13 protein-coding genes are annotated in these 15,894 nt (G+C 34.8%); 8 read left to right on the forward strand and 5 right to left on the reverse strand.

Annotation, left to right across the window (positions count from 1 at the left end; translation table 11 throughout):
* Positions 1–9: 9 nt before the first annotated feature.
* Genes recG through EDC58_RS01425 form a run of 3 tightly spaced genes read right to left on the reverse strand, consistent with a single transcriptional unit; the run spans position 10 to position 3,490 of the window.
* Complete coding sequence (gene recG, locus EDC58_RS01415; protein WP_123351717.1) at positions 10–1,773, reverse strand: ATP-dependent DNA helicase RecG; 1,764 nt, start codon at positions 1,771–1,773, stop codon at positions 10–12.
* Positions 1,760–2,917, reverse strand: coding sequence for a M16 family metallopeptidase (locus tag EDC58_RS01420; RefSeq protein WP_123351718.1), 1,158 nt, complete (start codon positions 2,915–2,917; stop codon positions 1,760–1,762). The genes recG and EDC58_RS01420 overlap by 14 nt, the downstream gene beginning before the upstream one ends.
* 9 nt (positions 2,918–2,926) lie before the next feature.
* Positions 2,927–3,490: a class II aldolase/adducin family protein gene (locus EDC58_RS01425; RefSeq protein WP_123351719.1), complete on the reverse strand. Its 564-nt coding sequence runs from the start codon at positions 3,488–3,490 to the stop codon at positions 2,927–2,929.
* A gap of 43 nt (positions 3,491–3,533) precedes the next feature.
* Between EDC58_RS01425 and rsmH the strand changes: the two genes are divergently transcribed.
* The 8 genes from rsmH (at position 3,534) to EDC58_RS01465 (ending at position 13,333) form a co-directional block, all read left to right on the forward strand.
* Entirely contained in the window at positions 3,534–4,439 is a 906-nt protein-coding gene (gene rsmH / locus EDC58_RS01430; RefSeq protein WP_123351720.1) for a 16S rRNA (cytosine(1402)-N(4))-methyltransferase RsmH, read from the forward strand.
* 1 nt (position 4,440) lies between these two features.
* Complete coding sequence (locus EDC58_RS01435) at positions 4,441–4,725, forward strand: hypothetical protein (RefSeq protein ID WP_235823150.1); 285 nt, start codon at positions 4,441–4,443, stop codon at positions 4,723–4,725.
* A 37-nt stretch (positions 4,726–4,762) separates the two neighbouring features.
* Positions 4,763–7,882 carry an efflux RND transporter permease subunit gene (locus EDC58_RS01440; protein WP_123351721.1) on the forward strand — a complete coding sequence of 1,040 codons (3,120 nt, stop codon included), beginning with the start codon at positions 4,763–4,765 and terminating at the stop codon, positions 7,880–7,882.
* On the forward strand, positions 7,883–9,097 hold the full coding sequence (gene mtaB, locus EDC58_RS01445; RefSeq protein ID WP_123351722.1) for a tRNA (N(6)-L-threonylcarbamoyladenosine(37)-C(2))-methylthiotransferase MtaB: 1,215 nt from the start codon (positions 7,883–7,885) through the stop codon (positions 9,095–9,097).
* Complete coding sequence (locus tag EDC58_RS01450; protein ID WP_123351723.1) at positions 9,084–10,565, forward strand: AAA family ATPase; 1,482 nt, start codon at positions 9,084–9,086, stop codon at positions 10,563–10,565. The genes mtaB and EDC58_RS01450 overlap by 14 nt, the downstream gene beginning before the upstream one ends.
* Positions 10,552–11,037, forward strand: coding sequence for a pimelyl-ACP methyl ester esterase BioV (gene bioV, locus EDC58_RS01455; RefSeq protein ID WP_123351724.1), 486 nt, complete (start codon positions 10,552–10,554; stop codon positions 11,035–11,037). Before EDC58_RS01450 ends, bioV begins: the two co-directional genes overlap by 14 nt.
* A 1-nt stretch (position 11,038) precedes the next feature.
* On the forward strand, positions 11,039–12,175 hold the full coding sequence (locus tag EDC58_RS01460) for a calcium:cation antiporter (protein ID WP_123351725.1): 1,137 nt from the start codon (positions 11,039–11,041) through the stop codon (positions 12,173–12,175).
* A 63-nt stretch (positions 12,176–12,238) separates the two neighbouring features.
* Positions 12,239–13,333: a TRAP transporter substrate-binding protein gene (locus EDC58_RS01465; RefSeq protein WP_123351726.1), complete on the forward strand. Its 1,095-nt coding sequence runs from the start codon at positions 12,239–12,241 to the stop codon at positions 13,331–13,333.
* A 22-nt stretch (positions 13,334–13,355) separates the two neighbouring features.
* On the opposite strand, the gene EDC58_RS01470 is transcribed toward EDC58_RS01465, so the two are convergent.
* Together EDC58_RS01470 and EDC58_RS01475 are read right to left on the reverse strand one after the other, a co-directional pair.
* Positions 13,356–15,125, reverse strand: coding sequence for a hypothetical protein (locus tag EDC58_RS01470; protein WP_123351727.1), 1,770 nt, complete (start codon positions 15,123–15,125; stop codon positions 13,356–13,358).
* Positions 15,122–15,847: a DUF58 domain-containing protein gene (locus EDC58_RS01475; RefSeq protein WP_170151097.1), complete on the reverse strand. Its 726-nt coding sequence runs from the start codon at positions 15,845–15,847 to the stop codon at positions 15,122–15,124. Before EDC58_RS01475 ends, EDC58_RS01470 begins: the two co-directional genes overlap by 4 nt.
* Between the last annotated feature and the right edge of the window lie 47 nt (positions 15,848–15,894).

The raw sequence follows: 15,894 nt of genomic DNA on the forward strand, positions 1-15,894 counted from the left end.
AATATAGTGCTAAGAAAGTGCCAAGTGCTTTTTTGCTTCTTCTAAAATTTCTAAATCTTTCGTTTCGTCGAAATATTGAAACGTTTCACCGCTTTGGAGTTTTCCGTCTATTATGTCTCCGGCTTTTCTGAATTTCAAATCAAGCTCCGCTATTTTAAATCCGTCGAGTGTTTTTGCGAATTCTTGTAATCTTTTGTTGTTTTTGTCGTTTGTATATAAAAAGCAATAACCTTTTTGACCGTATCGTCCGACTCTACCTCTTAATTGATGTAGTGTGGCAAGTCCGAGTCTTTCGGCTCCAACTATTACTATAGTTGTTAGTCTCGGAAGAGAAATACCTACTTCAATAACGGTAGTAGTGATTAAAATATTTCCTTTTTCTCTAAATTCCACAAGCACTTCTTCTTTGTTTTTGTCTTTTCCGTGCGTGATATATACTCCTTCGAAATATTTAAGCCAAAAATCTTTTCCTTCTTCTATGCTTTGATATCCGAAATTTTCGGATTCTTCCACCAAAGGATATACGATAACGACTTGGTTGTTGTTTTGAATCTCTTTTTTTATATGCGCTAAAAGCTCTTTGAAGTTTTCTTTTGTTATTATTTTCGTTTCGATATCTTTTTTAAAAGGCAACTCTTTTATAAGACTTACATTCACAAAACTACTCATAATAAGCGCCTGCGTTCTTGGGATAGGCGTGGCGCTGAATTGAAAATAGTGAGGAAGCGTTTTTCCGTCCGTCGTTAGTTTTTCAAGCATTGCTCTTTGTTTTGTACCGAATCTATGCTGTTCGTCCACCATTATAACGTTTAGTTTGGGAAGGTTTTGATAAAGAAGTGCGTGTGTGCCGATTAACAGGTCGGAGTTTTCTAAGTCTTCTTGGGTATATTTGCTTTTTTGGGTTACGAGAGTGATTTTAAAGCCGAATTTACCTAAAAATTTATTCGCTTCTTCGAAAAGTTGATTTGCCAAAATTGAAGTTGGTGCCATGATAGCGCTCTTTTTTGCCATAAAAGCCGTCGCAAGCATTACAAGAGTTTTTCCGCTACCTACATCCCCGATGATTACTCTTCTTGCTTGAATCGGCTTTTTTATATCCTCTTTTATTTCGTTAATAACTTTTATCTGGTCGTTTGTGAGTTTAAAAGGCAAGGAATTTATAAATTTGTCGGGCTCCGCTTTTATAGGAGTTGCCGGATAGACTCTTTTTTTGCTTTGGAGTTTATAAAGATAATTAAAAATTTCTGCAAATTTTAGAGCGTAATTAATCTTTTTTTCGTCGATATCCTCAAAACTTCTTGGAAAATGCATATAATAAAGAATCGAAGCTATTTTTTGAGGCAGGGGATTTAAAGATTCAATAGAGAGATATTTTCTTACTAAAGCCTTAAAACTTCTTTGATTTATAGGCGTTTTATAAACGGGAGTAATTTCTCCTATTTTTGAAATGGGTTTTGGTTGGATTATTTGATTGTTTCTGACTTCTCCTCTTATATATAGGTTTTTGCCTTTATAAAATGTCGCTTCGTGCCATTTTTTAAACGTAAAAAAAACTCCCCACATTATCGTTTGAATGTTTTTTAGATAAAACTTAACTCTTGTAATTTTTGTTGATTTTTGAATGTCAAGTACTTCCGCCTCAAAAGCCTGAGGCTTGCCGGTGATGAAAGGGTAGATGTTGTTATCTTCCCATTCTTTGGGCTTTATTAATGCAAGCTCTATTGTGTTGGTAATGCCGATTTTATTTAGTTTTTCGTCGTTAATTTTTGTCATTTGTCACAACTGAGAAACTTAAATTTTTTATCTCTTTATGTCTTTTGATAAAGTCGTTTATTTCATCAAGCGTTGTGTTTTTGATTAGGTTTAATTCTTTTTCGAAATATCCGTCCCCAAGTCCCAAATAATATTCGTTAAATTTTCTAAGCAGTCTTTGCGAGAGCGTTTCATTTCTTAGAGGCTCGCTTCCTATTAGAAATTTTTTAGCACTATCAAGCTCTTCTTGGGTTATTCCTTTTTCTAAAAAAACGTTAATTATATCTACCACTAAGTTTTTAGCGTCAATCGTATTTTCGAGTTTTGTTTGGAGGTGTCCTTTTAGGATTTGATAGCTTTTTTTAAATTCGTTCATAGCGTATGCGGAGTATGCATAACCTCTTTTTACTCTTATCTCTTCCATCATCCTACTACCAAAACCTCCCGCTCCTAAGATAAAAGTAGCTATCTTTGCAAGATAATACTCCTCTTTTTTCACTTCAAAAGGAGCGGCGAAATAGATATAGCTTTGTTCTACTTCTCTTTTTTCTTCGATGTGAGATTGTTTAGGTTTGAAAAAGAGGTCGTTTTTAGGCTTTGAGTTAGGCAATGTTTCTATAAATTCGGCGATGTCGATTTTTTTGCCTCCGTTTATAAATACGGCGTTTTCTTTTGCGAAATATGAAAAATGCTCTTTTATATCTTCCAATGTAACGTTTTGAATATTTTCTCCTATTGTTTCTCTCTCAAGCGGCGTGTTTTTGAAGATAGCCTTAAAAAGATTTTTCGATGCGATATAGTCGTGGTTGTTTTTTAGGTTCTCTTTTTTTGCGAGAATCTCTTTTTTTGATTTTTCAAGAGCTTCTTGCGTAAAATTGGGATTTTGCAAAAGTTCTATAAGTTTTTTAACGGCAAAAGAGCTCTTTTCGTTTAAAAAAGTCATTGAAACGGTCGAAAATTCTTTGTTTGTCGTGATTGTTAAATTAATAGCTTTCTCTTCGAGTTGAGAATAAAATTTCTCTTTTTTATCAAGTGTTCCTTTTGTGTTTAGTATATGAGCGGTCATATACGCCACCGCGTCTTTTGCGTATATACTTCCGGTGTTTTTAAAAACAATCTCGAAAATTGTTCTACCAAGAGCATCTTTTTCATAAATAAAATACATCTTTTTCCTTTAATTAGTGGAATTCAATAACATATAAGCGCTATTTTCCAATATTACGGCTTTTTTTAATATTTCTCTTAAGTCTCTGCCTTTTAGATATACGCTGTGACCTTTTATAATTACGATATCTTTGTGTTTTAGCTCTTTTGCTACTATAAATTCTTTGTTTTCTTCCCACTCTTGTAGAGAGTTGATTTCGATGATATTTACTTTTTTTATAAAATGCTTACCGATAAAATCGATCGGTTTTAAGCAGTTGTGTCTTTTTAGCGAATAGGTAATGACGTTTTTGGGGCAAATATGAATTATTGCTTTTGCGCTCGGGACTTGTTCGTAAATTTTAGAATGCACTTTTACATCATCGGTCGCTTCTTCCCAAGCCATATCTTCTTTTAGAATATGAAGAGTTTTTATAAAATCCTCTTCGTTTACGTGTTTGTTTTTTTTGTTTATTATCATTTTGTCGGCTTTTAGTTTCATAGAGATACTGCCAAGCCCGATGTGCATAAAATCTTTTTTAAAAAGTTCTCTTGCGACGAGCAAATATTCGTCTATTAGCGTAGAAGTTACCAAATATCGCCTTTTTTGATACAATTATAACAAAAAAGGCTTTGTGTTGGATACTCCTCATATTCCCGTGTTATTAAACGAAACCGTTAATCTTTTCAAAGATATAAAAGAGGGTTATTTTGTCGATTGTACTTTGGGATTCGGCGGTCATAGCGAAGCTATGCTTGAGAGATACCCTCATATCAAACTCATAGGTATAGACCAAGATAAAGACGCAATGGAGTTCGCTAAAAAAAGACTCGCGAAATATTCCGATAGAGTGGAATTCATAAACAAAAGAGCAAGCGATGCTTTAAAAGAACTAAAAGGGTTAAATATTACCGGAATATTGGCCGATATAGGAGTTAGCAGTTTTCAGCTTGACAATCCCGAAAGAGGCTTTACTTTTGATAGTGATACTCTTGATATGAGAATGAATAAAGACCAGGATTTCAGCGCAAAAGACGTTGTGAATTTTTATAGCAGAGAGGATTTGGAAAGAATCTTAAAAGAGTATTCTGAAGATAGAAGATATAAAAAAATCGCCGATTTTATTATAAAAAACAGACCTATTACGTCAAATAGAGAACTAAGCGAAGTTTTAATGAAAGCGGGTCTAAAAGACAAAAAACAGCTCGCACCTATATTTCAGGCTATAAGAATCGAAGTAAATAACGAACTAAACGAGCTCGAAAATATTCTAAACGAGTCTGAAAAACTTGCAAAAAATGGTACAATACTCGGAATAATAACTTTTCATTCTTTGGAAGACAGAATAGTAAAAAATCGTTTTAAAGAGTGGGCTAAAAAATGCATTTGTCCGCCTGAAGCAATAAGATGCGAATGCGGAAATAATAACCAAAAAGGAATAATCCTCACCAAAAAACCGATAACCGCTACAAAAGAGGAGATTCAAAAAAACCCGAGAAGCAGAAGCGCAAAACTTAGAGGATTTATGTTTACAAAGGGATAAAATGGAGAAAATGGATGAAAAAAGGGTGGTTTTAGAAGAGGTTTACGACCAAATTGAGAGTGAAAAATTATCGGTTACAATTATCAGAAACGTCGTAATCGCAGCACTTTTTGTGTTGATGCTTTCTATTCCGAAGATATACGTAGCGACAAATATCTACTACACTTCGGTAAAAATCAATAAACTTCTTAACGAATACTATTCTCTCGAAGCCGAAAATTCGCTTCTAAAATCAAAAATAGAGAAGCTCAAATTTAAAAACAGGATGGCTTCATCTTCTTTTTAATCTTTATGTGCTACAATTCGCCTAAAAAAGAGGGTATATGAAAAGAATAATCGAGTTTTTTATCAAAAATGCCGCTTTTACTCATACGCTATTTATTATCGTGATAATTTCCGCAATTTTAGCTTATAAAAACGTTCCAAAAGAGCTTTTTCCACCTGCAACGCTCGATAAGATTCTGATTCAGGGTGCGTATCCTGGAGCAAGCCCCGAGACTCTTGATAAAATGGCGGTGGTGCCGATTGAAGACGAACTTAAGACTTACCAGGAAGTCTCTTCTGTAGAGTCTGTCATAAGCTCGGGGAATTTTGTAATTACGGTCAATCTAAAACCCGGAAGCAACAAACTCGAATTATTAAACGAATTTAAAAACGTCGTGGCGAATATCAGGCAGGATTTGCCAAGCGATATGACCGAACCTACCGTAACAATTGCAAAAAAAGCTTTTCCTTTGATGTTTATATCAGTTGCAAGCAATACCTTAAATAAAGACCAGCTTTTAAAAGCGGCGGATGAGGTGAAAAAGGAGCTTAGCAAACTAAAAGATTTAACTCAGGTAGAAATTAGAGGCGATAGTGATAAAAATATCTATTTTGAGCTTGATAACAAAAAAATCGAAGCTTTAGGACTTGATAAAACCCTTTTGATTAACGCATTGAGTTCCGTTAATACTATTTTCCCGGTAGGAAAAGTGGAAGATTCGAAACACTATTTCGTATCAATGTTTCCTCAGGGTGTGAAAGATTTCAAAAATACATTGATAAAAGTAGGGGATAAGATTGTCAGACTTAGCGATATCGCAATAGTAAAAAGGGCTTATGCCACTCCTACTCAAATAGGAAAATACAACGGAATTCCGAATATTACGATTGACGTTAGAAAAGGTGAGAGCGGGGATGCTATTGCTTTAAGTAAAAAAATCAGAGAAATTCTAAAAGAGTATCACAAAAAACATCCCGAAGTTATTTTCGGTATCTCCACTGATACGAGCAAATGGGTTAGAAACAGATTCAATACCGTTGTTAGTAATATTATTTTCGGGTTGATTTTGGTCTTTTTCATTATGTGGATTTTTCTCAATTGGAGGATTTCTCTTGTTGTTACGCTTGGGATTCCGACATCTTTTGCAATTGCTATGATTGCGCTTGATTATTATAATTTTTCGCTAAATCTTTTATCCATGCTCGGGGCTTTGATAGCTCTTGGGATGATTGTGGATGAGGCGATAGTGGTAGGTGAAAACATATATCGTCATATGGAAATGGGAAAAACTAAACTCCAAGCAGCAATTGACGGAACTGTGGAAGTTTTTTGGCCGGTGGTGGCAGCTGCAATGACTACCGTGCTTGCGTTTTTACCTATGCTTTTGATAAAAGGTGAAATCGGTGTGTTTATTAAGATTTTGCCGGTTATGATTACTATTTTAATATTAAGTTCGCTTTTTGAAGCGTTTGTATTTTTGCCTCTTCATTCAAAAGAAATTTTAAAGGTCGTACCTTCTAAAAAAGAGATTTTTTGGGAGAAATTTCAAAACTTTTATAGAAAGACTCTCGAAGTTATTTTTAGATTCAGGTATGTTGCTCTTTTCTTTTTCTTGGTAATCGTTCCGTTTTTACTTGCTATGGGCTTTAAACACTCTAAATTTCAACTTTTCCCGACGTTTGATGCGAGTCAGATATATGTAAACGGAAAATTCGAGGGCAATTATACTATCACTCAAACTGCTCGGGCTATTAAACCTATCGAGAAAGTATTAAAAAAATATTTGGGGCCCGATGTTGAAGGATTTACGACCGTAGTCGGAATGCAGATGAATAATAAAGGCGAAGCGAATGTCGGAGCGAACTATTTTCATATTTTTGTGGATTTGAAAGATAAAAAGCCGACCGATTTTTACAATAAATATATCGCTCCTATTTTTCAACCTATAAAAGTTACCGGACAAACAAGGACAGTAACTGCTCAGCAATTGGCAATGGAATTGAAAAAAGAGTACAAACATATAAAAATCCCCGGGCTTACGGAGCTTAATGTAATAGTCCCGCAAGCAGGAGTCGTTAAGAGCGATATTGTCATAAGTATTGCCGGAGACAATCAAGAAAAAATCTTAAAAGCGATAAAAATGCTTGAGAGTGCCATGGCGAAAATAAAAGGGGTTTATAATATTTATGACGATGCGGAGCTCGGGGCGTATGAGCTTAAGATAAAACCTAACGCTTACGGCGAAAAATTGGGATTTAGCGAGGGGAATATCTTTTCGCAGTTAAGAGCGTTTTTTGGTGAAGCGGAGTATGCGAAGACTTTTGATAAAGACGGAATAGTTAAAATCATTATAAAAGATATAAACAAAGACAAAATCGATGAACTTAAATATTTCAGACTTACAATTCCCGGGACCAATCAGTTAATCGAGCTTGATAAAGTAGCGGATTTCATCGTTAAACGTTCATTCAAAAAAATCCATAAATATGACGGAATAGCGGCAAAAAGCGTATATGCGAGCGTAAATAAAAAAATATTAACCGTTAATGATTTTTATAAAAAAATAGATCCCGTACTTGAAAAAATTAAAAAAGAAGGTCTTAAAATTTTAATCGGCGGTGCGGCTAAGACGAGTAAAGAGTTTATGAATGACTTGAAAGAAGCGCTTGTGGTTGCGATACTTCTTATTTTCTTGATTTTGGTTTTGATGTTCGATTCGATTCTTTTACCTTTTGTGATTATTTCTGTAATTCCGCTTTCGTTTTTGGGAGTGATTTTCGGGAATATGGTTATGCATATGAATATGACTATGCTTGGGATGATAGGTATCGTCGGGCTTGCCGGGGTAGTGGTGAATGACGGAATAGTAATGGTCGATTTTATTAAAAAAGCAAAAAACATCGAAGAGATACTTCTTTTTGCGTCGTACAGACTAAGGCCTGTGCTTCTTACGTCTATTACGACGTTTTTCGGGCTTTTTACACTTATGTTTTTCCCTTACGGCCAAAGCGCGATTTTACAGCCTTTGGCCATCGCGTTAGGTTTCGGGCTTATGTGGGGGACAATACTTAACCTCTTTTATTTACCTGTCTTTTATTATATACTTAATAAAAACAGGCTCAATAATAAAAGCGGGCTTTTAAAAAGAGCGTATGAAAAAATATTTAAAAGGGGTTAAGTGAAGGTTTTTATTAAGACGTTCGGGTGCAGGAGTAATATTTTTGATAGTGAGATTATGAAAAATATAATCGGTGAAGTTGTAGATAGTGAAGATAAAGCCGATTTGATAATCGTCAATTCCTGCACCGTTACCAATTTCGCCGATAGGGATTTGAGACAATATATTAATAAGTGGCAGAGTAAAGATATTATGTTAACCGGCTGCGGTGCATATACTCAGGGTAAAAAGCTTTTAAAAGAGGGGAAAGTAAAAGCGGTTCTCGGACATAAGTATAAAGAAGAAATTGATAAATATTTGGATTTTAGAGGTATTAAACTTGGAGATTTTAATTTCAAAAATTCAAAAATTTTGCAAAACATCTCGAAAACGAAAGCTTTTATCAAAATCCAAGAAGGGTGTGATTTTGAGTGCGCTTATTGTATTATTCCTTATGTCAGAGGGCATTCGAGAAGTATAGAAGAAAACGTAATATTGGATGAAATAAAAAAACTAAGAGATGCCGGTATTAGCGAATTCGTTTTGACAGGTATCAATATGGGAAGTTATGGCAAAGATACCGGTACGACTCTTAGCGGGCTTATAAAAAAAATATCTGAAATCAGAGGAGTTAAGAGGATACGTCTTGGGAGTCTTGAGCCGAGTCAGATAGATGAGGAGCTCATAGACCTAACCCAAAACGGAATTCTTGAAAAACACCTTCATATCGCCTTACAACACACAAGTGATAAAATGCTAAGAATAATGAAAAGAAGAAACAGAGTAAAACCCACTCTTGAGCTTTTTGAAAAACTCGCTTCAAAAAATATAGCTTTAGGGACCGATTTTATCGTCGGGCATCCCGGAGAGAGCGAGGAGATATGGCAAGAAGCGCTTGAAAATTTCAAAAAATATCCGCTCACTCATATTCATATTTTCAGATACTCTCCTCGAGAAGGAACGCTAAGTGCTACGATGAAACAAGACGTTCCCGGCGATATTGCCAAAAAACGTGCTAAAATTTTAGACGAAATAGTAAAAAGAAATAATTACGAGTTCAGATTAAAAAACAAAAATTTACCGCTTTTTGTGCATATTGAGGATTTTAAAGACGGATATTATACCGGATATGACGAGTTTTATAACAAAATGAAATTAAAAGGCGATTTTAATAAAGGAGAGTGGGTGAGAGTGAAAAATTACGAGGTAAAGGAAATCGAAAATGTCAAAGAATAAAAATTCTTTAATTATAATCAGCATAGTTGCCATACTTTTTATGCTTTTGATTTGGGCTGGGATTAAATCCGGAGATTTAAACGCAAGCGTTCTTATGTCGCAAATAATAGCGGTAGTGATAATTTTCGGATTTTTTATCGGATTTTTACTGCTTCTTAAAAAATTGGCACCACAACCGCAACAACCGACTCAGCATGTACAAGTGGAGATGAATACGGGGATTGAAAAAGATTTTGTAATTCAACCGACCACTTCAAACGTAACGTTTAAAGACGTAGCCGGGATTAGCGAAGTAAAAGAAGAGCTTTTTGAGATAGTTGATTTTCTAAAAAACCCTGAAAAATACAGAAGTTTCGGAATTAATCTTCCAAAAGGGGTTTTATTGGTAGGGCCTCCGGGAGTCGGGAAGACTCTTATAGCAAAAGCTCTTGCCGGAGAAGCCGGAGTGCCGTTTTTTTATCAAAGCGGAAGTAGTTTCGTGCAGATGTATGTAGGTGTAGGGGCTAAAAGAGTTAGGGATTTGTTTAGCAAAGCAAAAGCGATGGCTCCGAGTATCATATTTATCGACGAAATCGACGCGATAGGAAAAGCCAGAGGAAATTTAAGAAACGACGAAAGAGAAGCTACTCTTAATCAGCTTTTGACCGAAATGGACGGGTTTGAAGGGAGTGAAGGCGTTATTGTTATAGGTGCTACGAATAAAGTGGAATTATTGGATGAAGCGCTTCTTAGACCCGGGAGATTCGATAGACGCGTATTTGTAGAGCTTCCGGGACTTCAAGACAGAATCGCTATTTTAAAAGTCCATTTGAAAGACAAACCATTTAAAGGAAACCTTGAAAACATTGCAAAAATGACGGTCGGTTTTAGCGGGGCGGCTCTTGCTTCTTTGGTGAATGAAGCTAGTATTCACGCACTAAAACAAGGCAAACATTTTATCGACGAAGAAGACTTTTACGCAGTAAAAGATAAAGTGATTTTAGGAAAAAAACGCCTAAATACCTACTCTCCGAAAGAAAAAGAAATTCTTAGCTATTATCAAGCGGCAAAAGCTGTTATCGCGGATTGGCTCGGGGTGGATTTCGAGAGAATTTCTCTTGTTAAAGACGATTTTAAAGAAGAAGACAAAGAGATTGTTTCAAAAACCGAGATTATGAGTAAAATAGAAACTCTTCTTGCCGGACGAGTGGCTGTAGAAGAGAAATTTAACGAAAAATATTCAAACGCACATAAGGATATCAAAAAAGCAAGAGAGCTCGCACTTCTTATGATAAGAGAATACGGAATGGGCGAGAGTGTTGTAGGAGATGAGAGCGAAGCGGCTAAAATCTTAAACGACGCTTATGCCGAAACAAAAGTGCTTTATAATTCCAACCTTGATTTGATAGAAAAAGCTTACGAAAAAATGTTAAAAGACGAAGTTATTCACAAAGAAGATTTGAAAAAAATAAAAGATGAAATTTTTTAGCGGTTTTTGTTTGTGTAACGAAAAAGAGCTTTTTGCGGATTACTTGGAGGATAGGGAATTCGTAGTTGCCGGATTTAGCAAAGGAGCTCAAATAGCGTTGGATTATGTCTTAAATACTAAAAAAAGAGTCGATAAACTCCAACTTCTCTCTCCCGCATATTTCAACTATACCGATAAAATAATCAAAATGAACTTAATCGCCTTTGAAAAAGACAAAAAAGCCTATATTAAAAATTTTTTAAAAAAAGCCGGTTTGCCGGATGAAAAATATGTTTGTGATTGCGATATAGAGGAACTAAAAGAGCTTTTTACTTTTGATTGGGAAAAAATAAAGCATTTAAAAAATGTAAAAGTCGAGGTTTTTTTAGGAGAATATGATAAAATTTCGGCTTTAAAAGCGGCATATGAATTTTTTAGAAACTATGCCGATGTTTATTTTATAAAAAAAGCAAATCATTTTTTAAGGAGTTAAATTGCACCAGCGGCAAGAGCATTCGGAAAACAAATATATTGAAATTTTCAAAGATTATTGGGATATTTTCGTAGGATTTTCGTCTTTACCACTTGCGATTATTTTTCATCTACAAGGAGTTCATCTTTTAGCGACTATATTTGCTGCGATAGGAATAGGAAGTTTGGCCGTTACTATTTCCGAAATTGCAGAGATTTTGGCTGAGAGGTTCGGGGAGCCTTTCGGGAGTATGATATTGACATTTAGTGCTGTATTGGTTGAGATTTTGATTCTTTTTATGGTGATTATGGAAGCCAAAACACACCCTGAAGTTTTAGAGACCGTTAAAAACGGGATAGTAGCTACGGTAATCGTCGATTTGAACGCGCTTTTAGGACTTGCCGTATTTGTCGGGGGGCTTAGTTTTAAAGAACAAGTCCACAACGAAGATACTTCGGCAAGCTATACAACCGTGCTTTTCGTAGCGGCGGCTATGCTTTTGGTACCTACTACCATTTCGCTTCATTCAAGTCAAGACGCTTTATTTAAAGCAAGTGTGATTATCGCCGTGCTTTTGTTTATTTTTTATTTCTTTATTTTCAAATTCCAAACGGATACTCACGTTCACTTTTTCAAATTCAAAAAAAGAAGTAGGGTAAAAAAATATATAAAAGAAGACGAGCACGACGATTACTATTTCGATAGAAAATCAAATATTTTTAATATCGTGTTTTTGGCGTTTTTGCTTGTGTTAATCGGCGTACTTTCGGAAATATTCGCAAACGACGGAGTCGTTGTTTTTAATAGTTTTGGGCTTACGGCCGGGTTTGTAGGGATTTTGATAGCATTCGTAACGGTTGCTCCCGAGCTTTTTACAGCTATTAGAGCGGCAAAAAACGACGAAATGCAAAGAGTTATCAATATCGCAATGGGTGCGAGTACCGTTAGTATTCTTTTGACGGTGCCGGCTTTGATTTTCCTTTCTATGCTTATAGGCGTAAAACTTACGCTTGATTTTACTCCTTTGCAAGTAGGGGCGCTACTTCTTACTATTATGCTTGTATGGAAAACCACGGAAGACGGGGAGACGAATTATCTTGAGGGACTTTCTCACCTAATGATATTCTTAAGTTACGCGGTTATCGCTATTTTCTATTAATTTTTTCTTTTTTTCTCTCTTTTTTGATAAAATGAATCGTTAAAAATTTAAAAAGGAGAGAGAATGGATAGAAGAAAATTCTTAAAAACTGCGGGAATAGGAGCGGTTGCCACTACTGCATTTACTACTAATCTTTACGCAAAAACGAGAAAAACTCTAAAAGTATGTCTTTCTTGGCCAAAAACTTTGCCTATTATGGGTGAGGGAATCTTTTTCTTTGCAAACAGAGTAAAAGAACTAAGCGGCGGCGCATTAAAAATCAAAGTTTACGGAGCGAACGAACTCGTACCGGCCCTTGGCGTATTTGACGCATGTAGCAAAGGACTAATCGACGGGTTCCATTCGGGTCCTTATTATTGGAAAGGTAAAAACCCTGCATTCAGTCTATTTACTGCGTATCCGTTCGGAATGGTAGCGGATGAAATGCAAGGTTGGCTTGATTTTGCTGGAGGAATGGAGCTTTGGAGAGAGCTTTATGCAAAATACAACCTAATTCCTTTCAAAGGCGGTAACACAGGAAACCAAATGGGAGGATGGTTTAGAAAACCTATTAAATCTCTTGCGGATATGAAGGGACTTAAAATAAGAATCCCGGGACTTGGCGGTGAAGTAATGGCAGCACTTGGAGTAAAACCTGTAAATATTCCTGGAGGTGAGCTATACACCGCTCTTGAAAGAGGCGTAATTGATGCGACGGAATGGGTAGGACCTGCACTTGATACGAAAATGGGATTCTATAAAGTAGCGAAATATTACTATTCCGGATGGCATGAACCTGGAACTAACCTCGAACTTACGTTTAATAAGAAAAAATTCGAAAGACTTCCAAAAGAGTTCCAAGCTATCATCGAAACTGCGGCAAACGAAATGAACGCAAGAATGCTTGCGCAATTCCAATACGAAAACGGAAAAGCGCTTAAAAAAATTATGAGCGGTGAATACGGTGTAAAACTTTGCGAATTCCCGGCAGACGTAAACGAAGCGGCTAAAAAAGCTATCAAAAAAATCCTTGAAGAAAACGCAAACAAATCAAAAGACTTCGCAAGAGTATATGAAAATATTCAAAGCTACTTCCCTGATACGAGAAAATGGACTGATGTCGGTATGAAATGGTTCCTTGATACGAGAGATACGGATTTCAAATACGACAAATGCTAATTTTTCTCCCTTTTTCGGGAGCTTATTTTTTCAAAATAAAAAATTTACCCTCACTTTTTCCTATCAGATAAAAAACTTGATTGATTCTTATTCCTCCGTAAAGATAAAAATCATCTATCCAAATATCGTTATGACAAATCACTCTTCCGTATACTCTATCTTCCGAAATGATTTTAGTATTTCCGATAACGCAATAAGGAGAGAGGATTTTTTCTATTTCTCCGATTTTAAAATCCCTATAAACGTCGTATGAGTTGTCTTTGAATTTATAAATACCGACTTTGTCCTTCCAGAAAGAAAAAGTTTCCGTAAAATAGATAGCCTTGTCTTCCGGATAATAAATAGGTGAAACAATTCCTTCAAAAGTGGTCTCGAAAGTATCCAAGTGATTTGCATTCGAATCGAATATCAAAAAATATATTTTAGGAAAGTTTCCTTGCGTGCTTGCTATGACGAAATATTTATCGTTATATTTTAAAATATCCGTTGCTACCGAGGTAGTGTTTAGGTATGTTTTGTTTACGAGTTCGTTTAGGTTTTTATCGAGTTTTACTATTACCGCTCTTTTGGTATATTTGCCGAGTAAATCGAAAAATTTATATCCAACGGCTAAAAAGCCGGTTTTTGTTTTTACGATATCGTAGGCTTGAGAGTTTTTAAAATAACTTTTTTCTTTTAGAAGCTTTCCGTTTTTATCAAGTACGCCAATCCAAAAAAAGTTGTTTTTACTTCCCAAAAGATAAATTTTTCCGTTTATGTATCTCATTTTATTTATTTTTGCGGAAAAATTTTTTTGCCAAATTATTTTTAGGTTTTTGTTAAACATAGTCAGGGTATATTTGTCTTTTTTCGTTAAGACAAGAGGATTGTCTGCGTTGATGATTTTTGCAATAAATGCTGTTTTAAGCTCTATTTTTTGAGGGTTGGTTAATTCTTCTTCCAAAATAAAAGCTCTGTTTTTAACGATTAAAATAGGTTTTTTTAAAAAAACAATATCTTTTAGGCCTTTTATTTTATAGTTCCATAAAGGTTTTTTGGAAGAATAGACGTATTTATATAGCACCCCGTCTATATAAACGTAAACGTCTTCACCTTTTGATTTTATAAAATCGGGCTTTCCTGGGAGTTTTATCGTTTTGACTTTGCCGTTTTTTTTCAAAAAAAGTTTGTAATTAACGGCTTTTATTTTTATATTACTATTTCCATAGGTTCCAAAGGAGGTTATATTTACATTGAAAAAATCATCCGGTATATCATACTCTATATTTCTTGAGTATCCTACATAGATATCTCCGTCATATAGGCGGACTATATTGTCCGAGAGGTATCCGGAATTAGCTTTTAGGTTGGAATTGAAGAGAAAAACTCCGTTTTTTATATCTTTTCCGCTTATTACCAAAAGATATTTGTCTTGGTGTTTTACAACGTATTCGGGTTTGAAGTCTTTAAATTCCACGACTTTATAGATGATATTTTGGTTGATTAGATAAGCCGCTTTGTTTGTAAAAACTATCATCCTATCTTCGATAGGATACGCTCCTATGTATTTTCCTTTTATAGTAACTTTTCCGAATTTAATCGTTTGAGTTTTCGGGTAGTAATATAAAATAATCTTTTTGCCGTTTTTTACGATAAATTTTTTGCCGTTGGGTGTATTTGTTAAAAAATAGACTTTTCCGTCTATTACCTCAGCCGTTTGAATGTCCGATTTAAAAGTTTTTAGGGGTTTTAGTTCTATGTTGTATCTTGCATAAAGCAGTGAAAATAGCAATAAAAATATAACTCCTCTCATTCGAACGTCTCTTTTAATATCGAGATTAAATTTTTATCCGAATAGATTTTTCTTACTTTTTCTTTTTTGTAAATTTTATCATTTTTTTTGAGAGTGTTTAGGTAGTGAGTCAGGTTGTTTAAATTTAAAAAAGCACTCTGTTTTTTATCGAGAGAAATTAAGTTGTTAAATAGCAGTTTTTTGGGGTTTTCTTCGATTTTTTTTCTTATAAACAACAAAACGTTTTTATTTTTCGGGTTTAGTTTTATTTTGTAAAAGAAATCACCTATATAAATTGCCAAAAAGTTTTTTTGTTTTAAATAAAAAGGCTTTAGGGTCGTTTTTTTTAAATCAAGCGATAAAATATATTTTTTGATTTTTTCGACGTCATCAATTTTTTTAGGGATGAATTTTTTCATTTTATCGCTTATTATAAAAACTTCAAGTTTTTGTTTGTAATAAATAGCAGAAATTGCAAGAATTTCGAAAGTTTTTAGCGCTATTTGGAGTTTGTCTTCAAAAAGCATATTTATATCAAGCAGTAAAATTAAGGCGATTTTTTGATTTTTCAGGTGTTCTTTTTCGATTGCAAGAAGTTTTGAGGCTCTTGCGGAGCTTAGCCAGTGGATGTTTCTTATGTCTTCTCCCGGAATATACTCCCTAAGCTCTTTAAAATCATCATCAACACCGAATTTTACAAGACTTTTTGTTAGGATTTGTTTTTTGAATTTTACTTTTTTCAAAAAAAGCCTTTTTAGTATAATTATACAAAAAGAGTTACGATGGAAGT

The organism is Caminibacter pacificus (assembly GCF_003752135.1).
Lineage (GTDB): Bacteria > Campylobacterota > Campylobacteria > Campylobacterales > Nautiliaceae > Caminibacter > Caminibacter pacificus.

What these genes read in the sequence shown, in the direction of transcription:
- recG (WP_123351717.1), bottom strand. Translation starts at nt 1,773, where the DNA reads ATGACAAAAATTAACGACGAAAAACTAAATAAAATCGGCATTACCAAC.
- EDC58_RS01420 (WP_123351718.1), bottom strand. Translation starts at nt 2,917, where the DNA reads ATGTATTTTATTTATGAAAAAGATGCTCTTGGTAGAACAATTTTCGAG.
- EDC58_RS01435 (WP_235823150.1), top strand. Translation starts at nt 4,441, where the DNA reads ATGGAGAAAATGGATGAAAAAAGGGTGGTTTTAGAAGAGGTTTACGAC.
- EDC58_RS01440 (WP_123351721.1), top strand. Translation starts at nt 4,763, where the DNA reads ATGAAAAGAATAATCGAGTTTTTTATCAAAAATGCCGCTTTTACTCAT.
- EDC58_RS01450 (WP_123351723.1), top strand. Translation starts at nt 9,084, where the DNA reads ATGTCAAAGAATAAAAATTCTTTAATTATAATCAGCATAGTTGCCATA.
- bioV (WP_123351724.1), top strand. Translation starts at nt 10,552, where the DNA reads ATGAAATTTTTTAGCGGTTTTTGTTTGTGTAACGAAAAAGAGCTTTTT.
- EDC58_RS01465 (WP_123351726.1), top strand. Translation starts at nt 12,239, where the DNA reads ATGGATAGAAGAAAATTCTTAAAAACTGCGGGAATAGGAGCGGTTGCC.
- EDC58_RS01470 (WP_123351727.1), bottom strand. Translation starts at nt 15,125, where the DNA reads ATGAGAGGAGTTATATTTTTATTGCTATTTTCACTGCTTTATGCAAGA.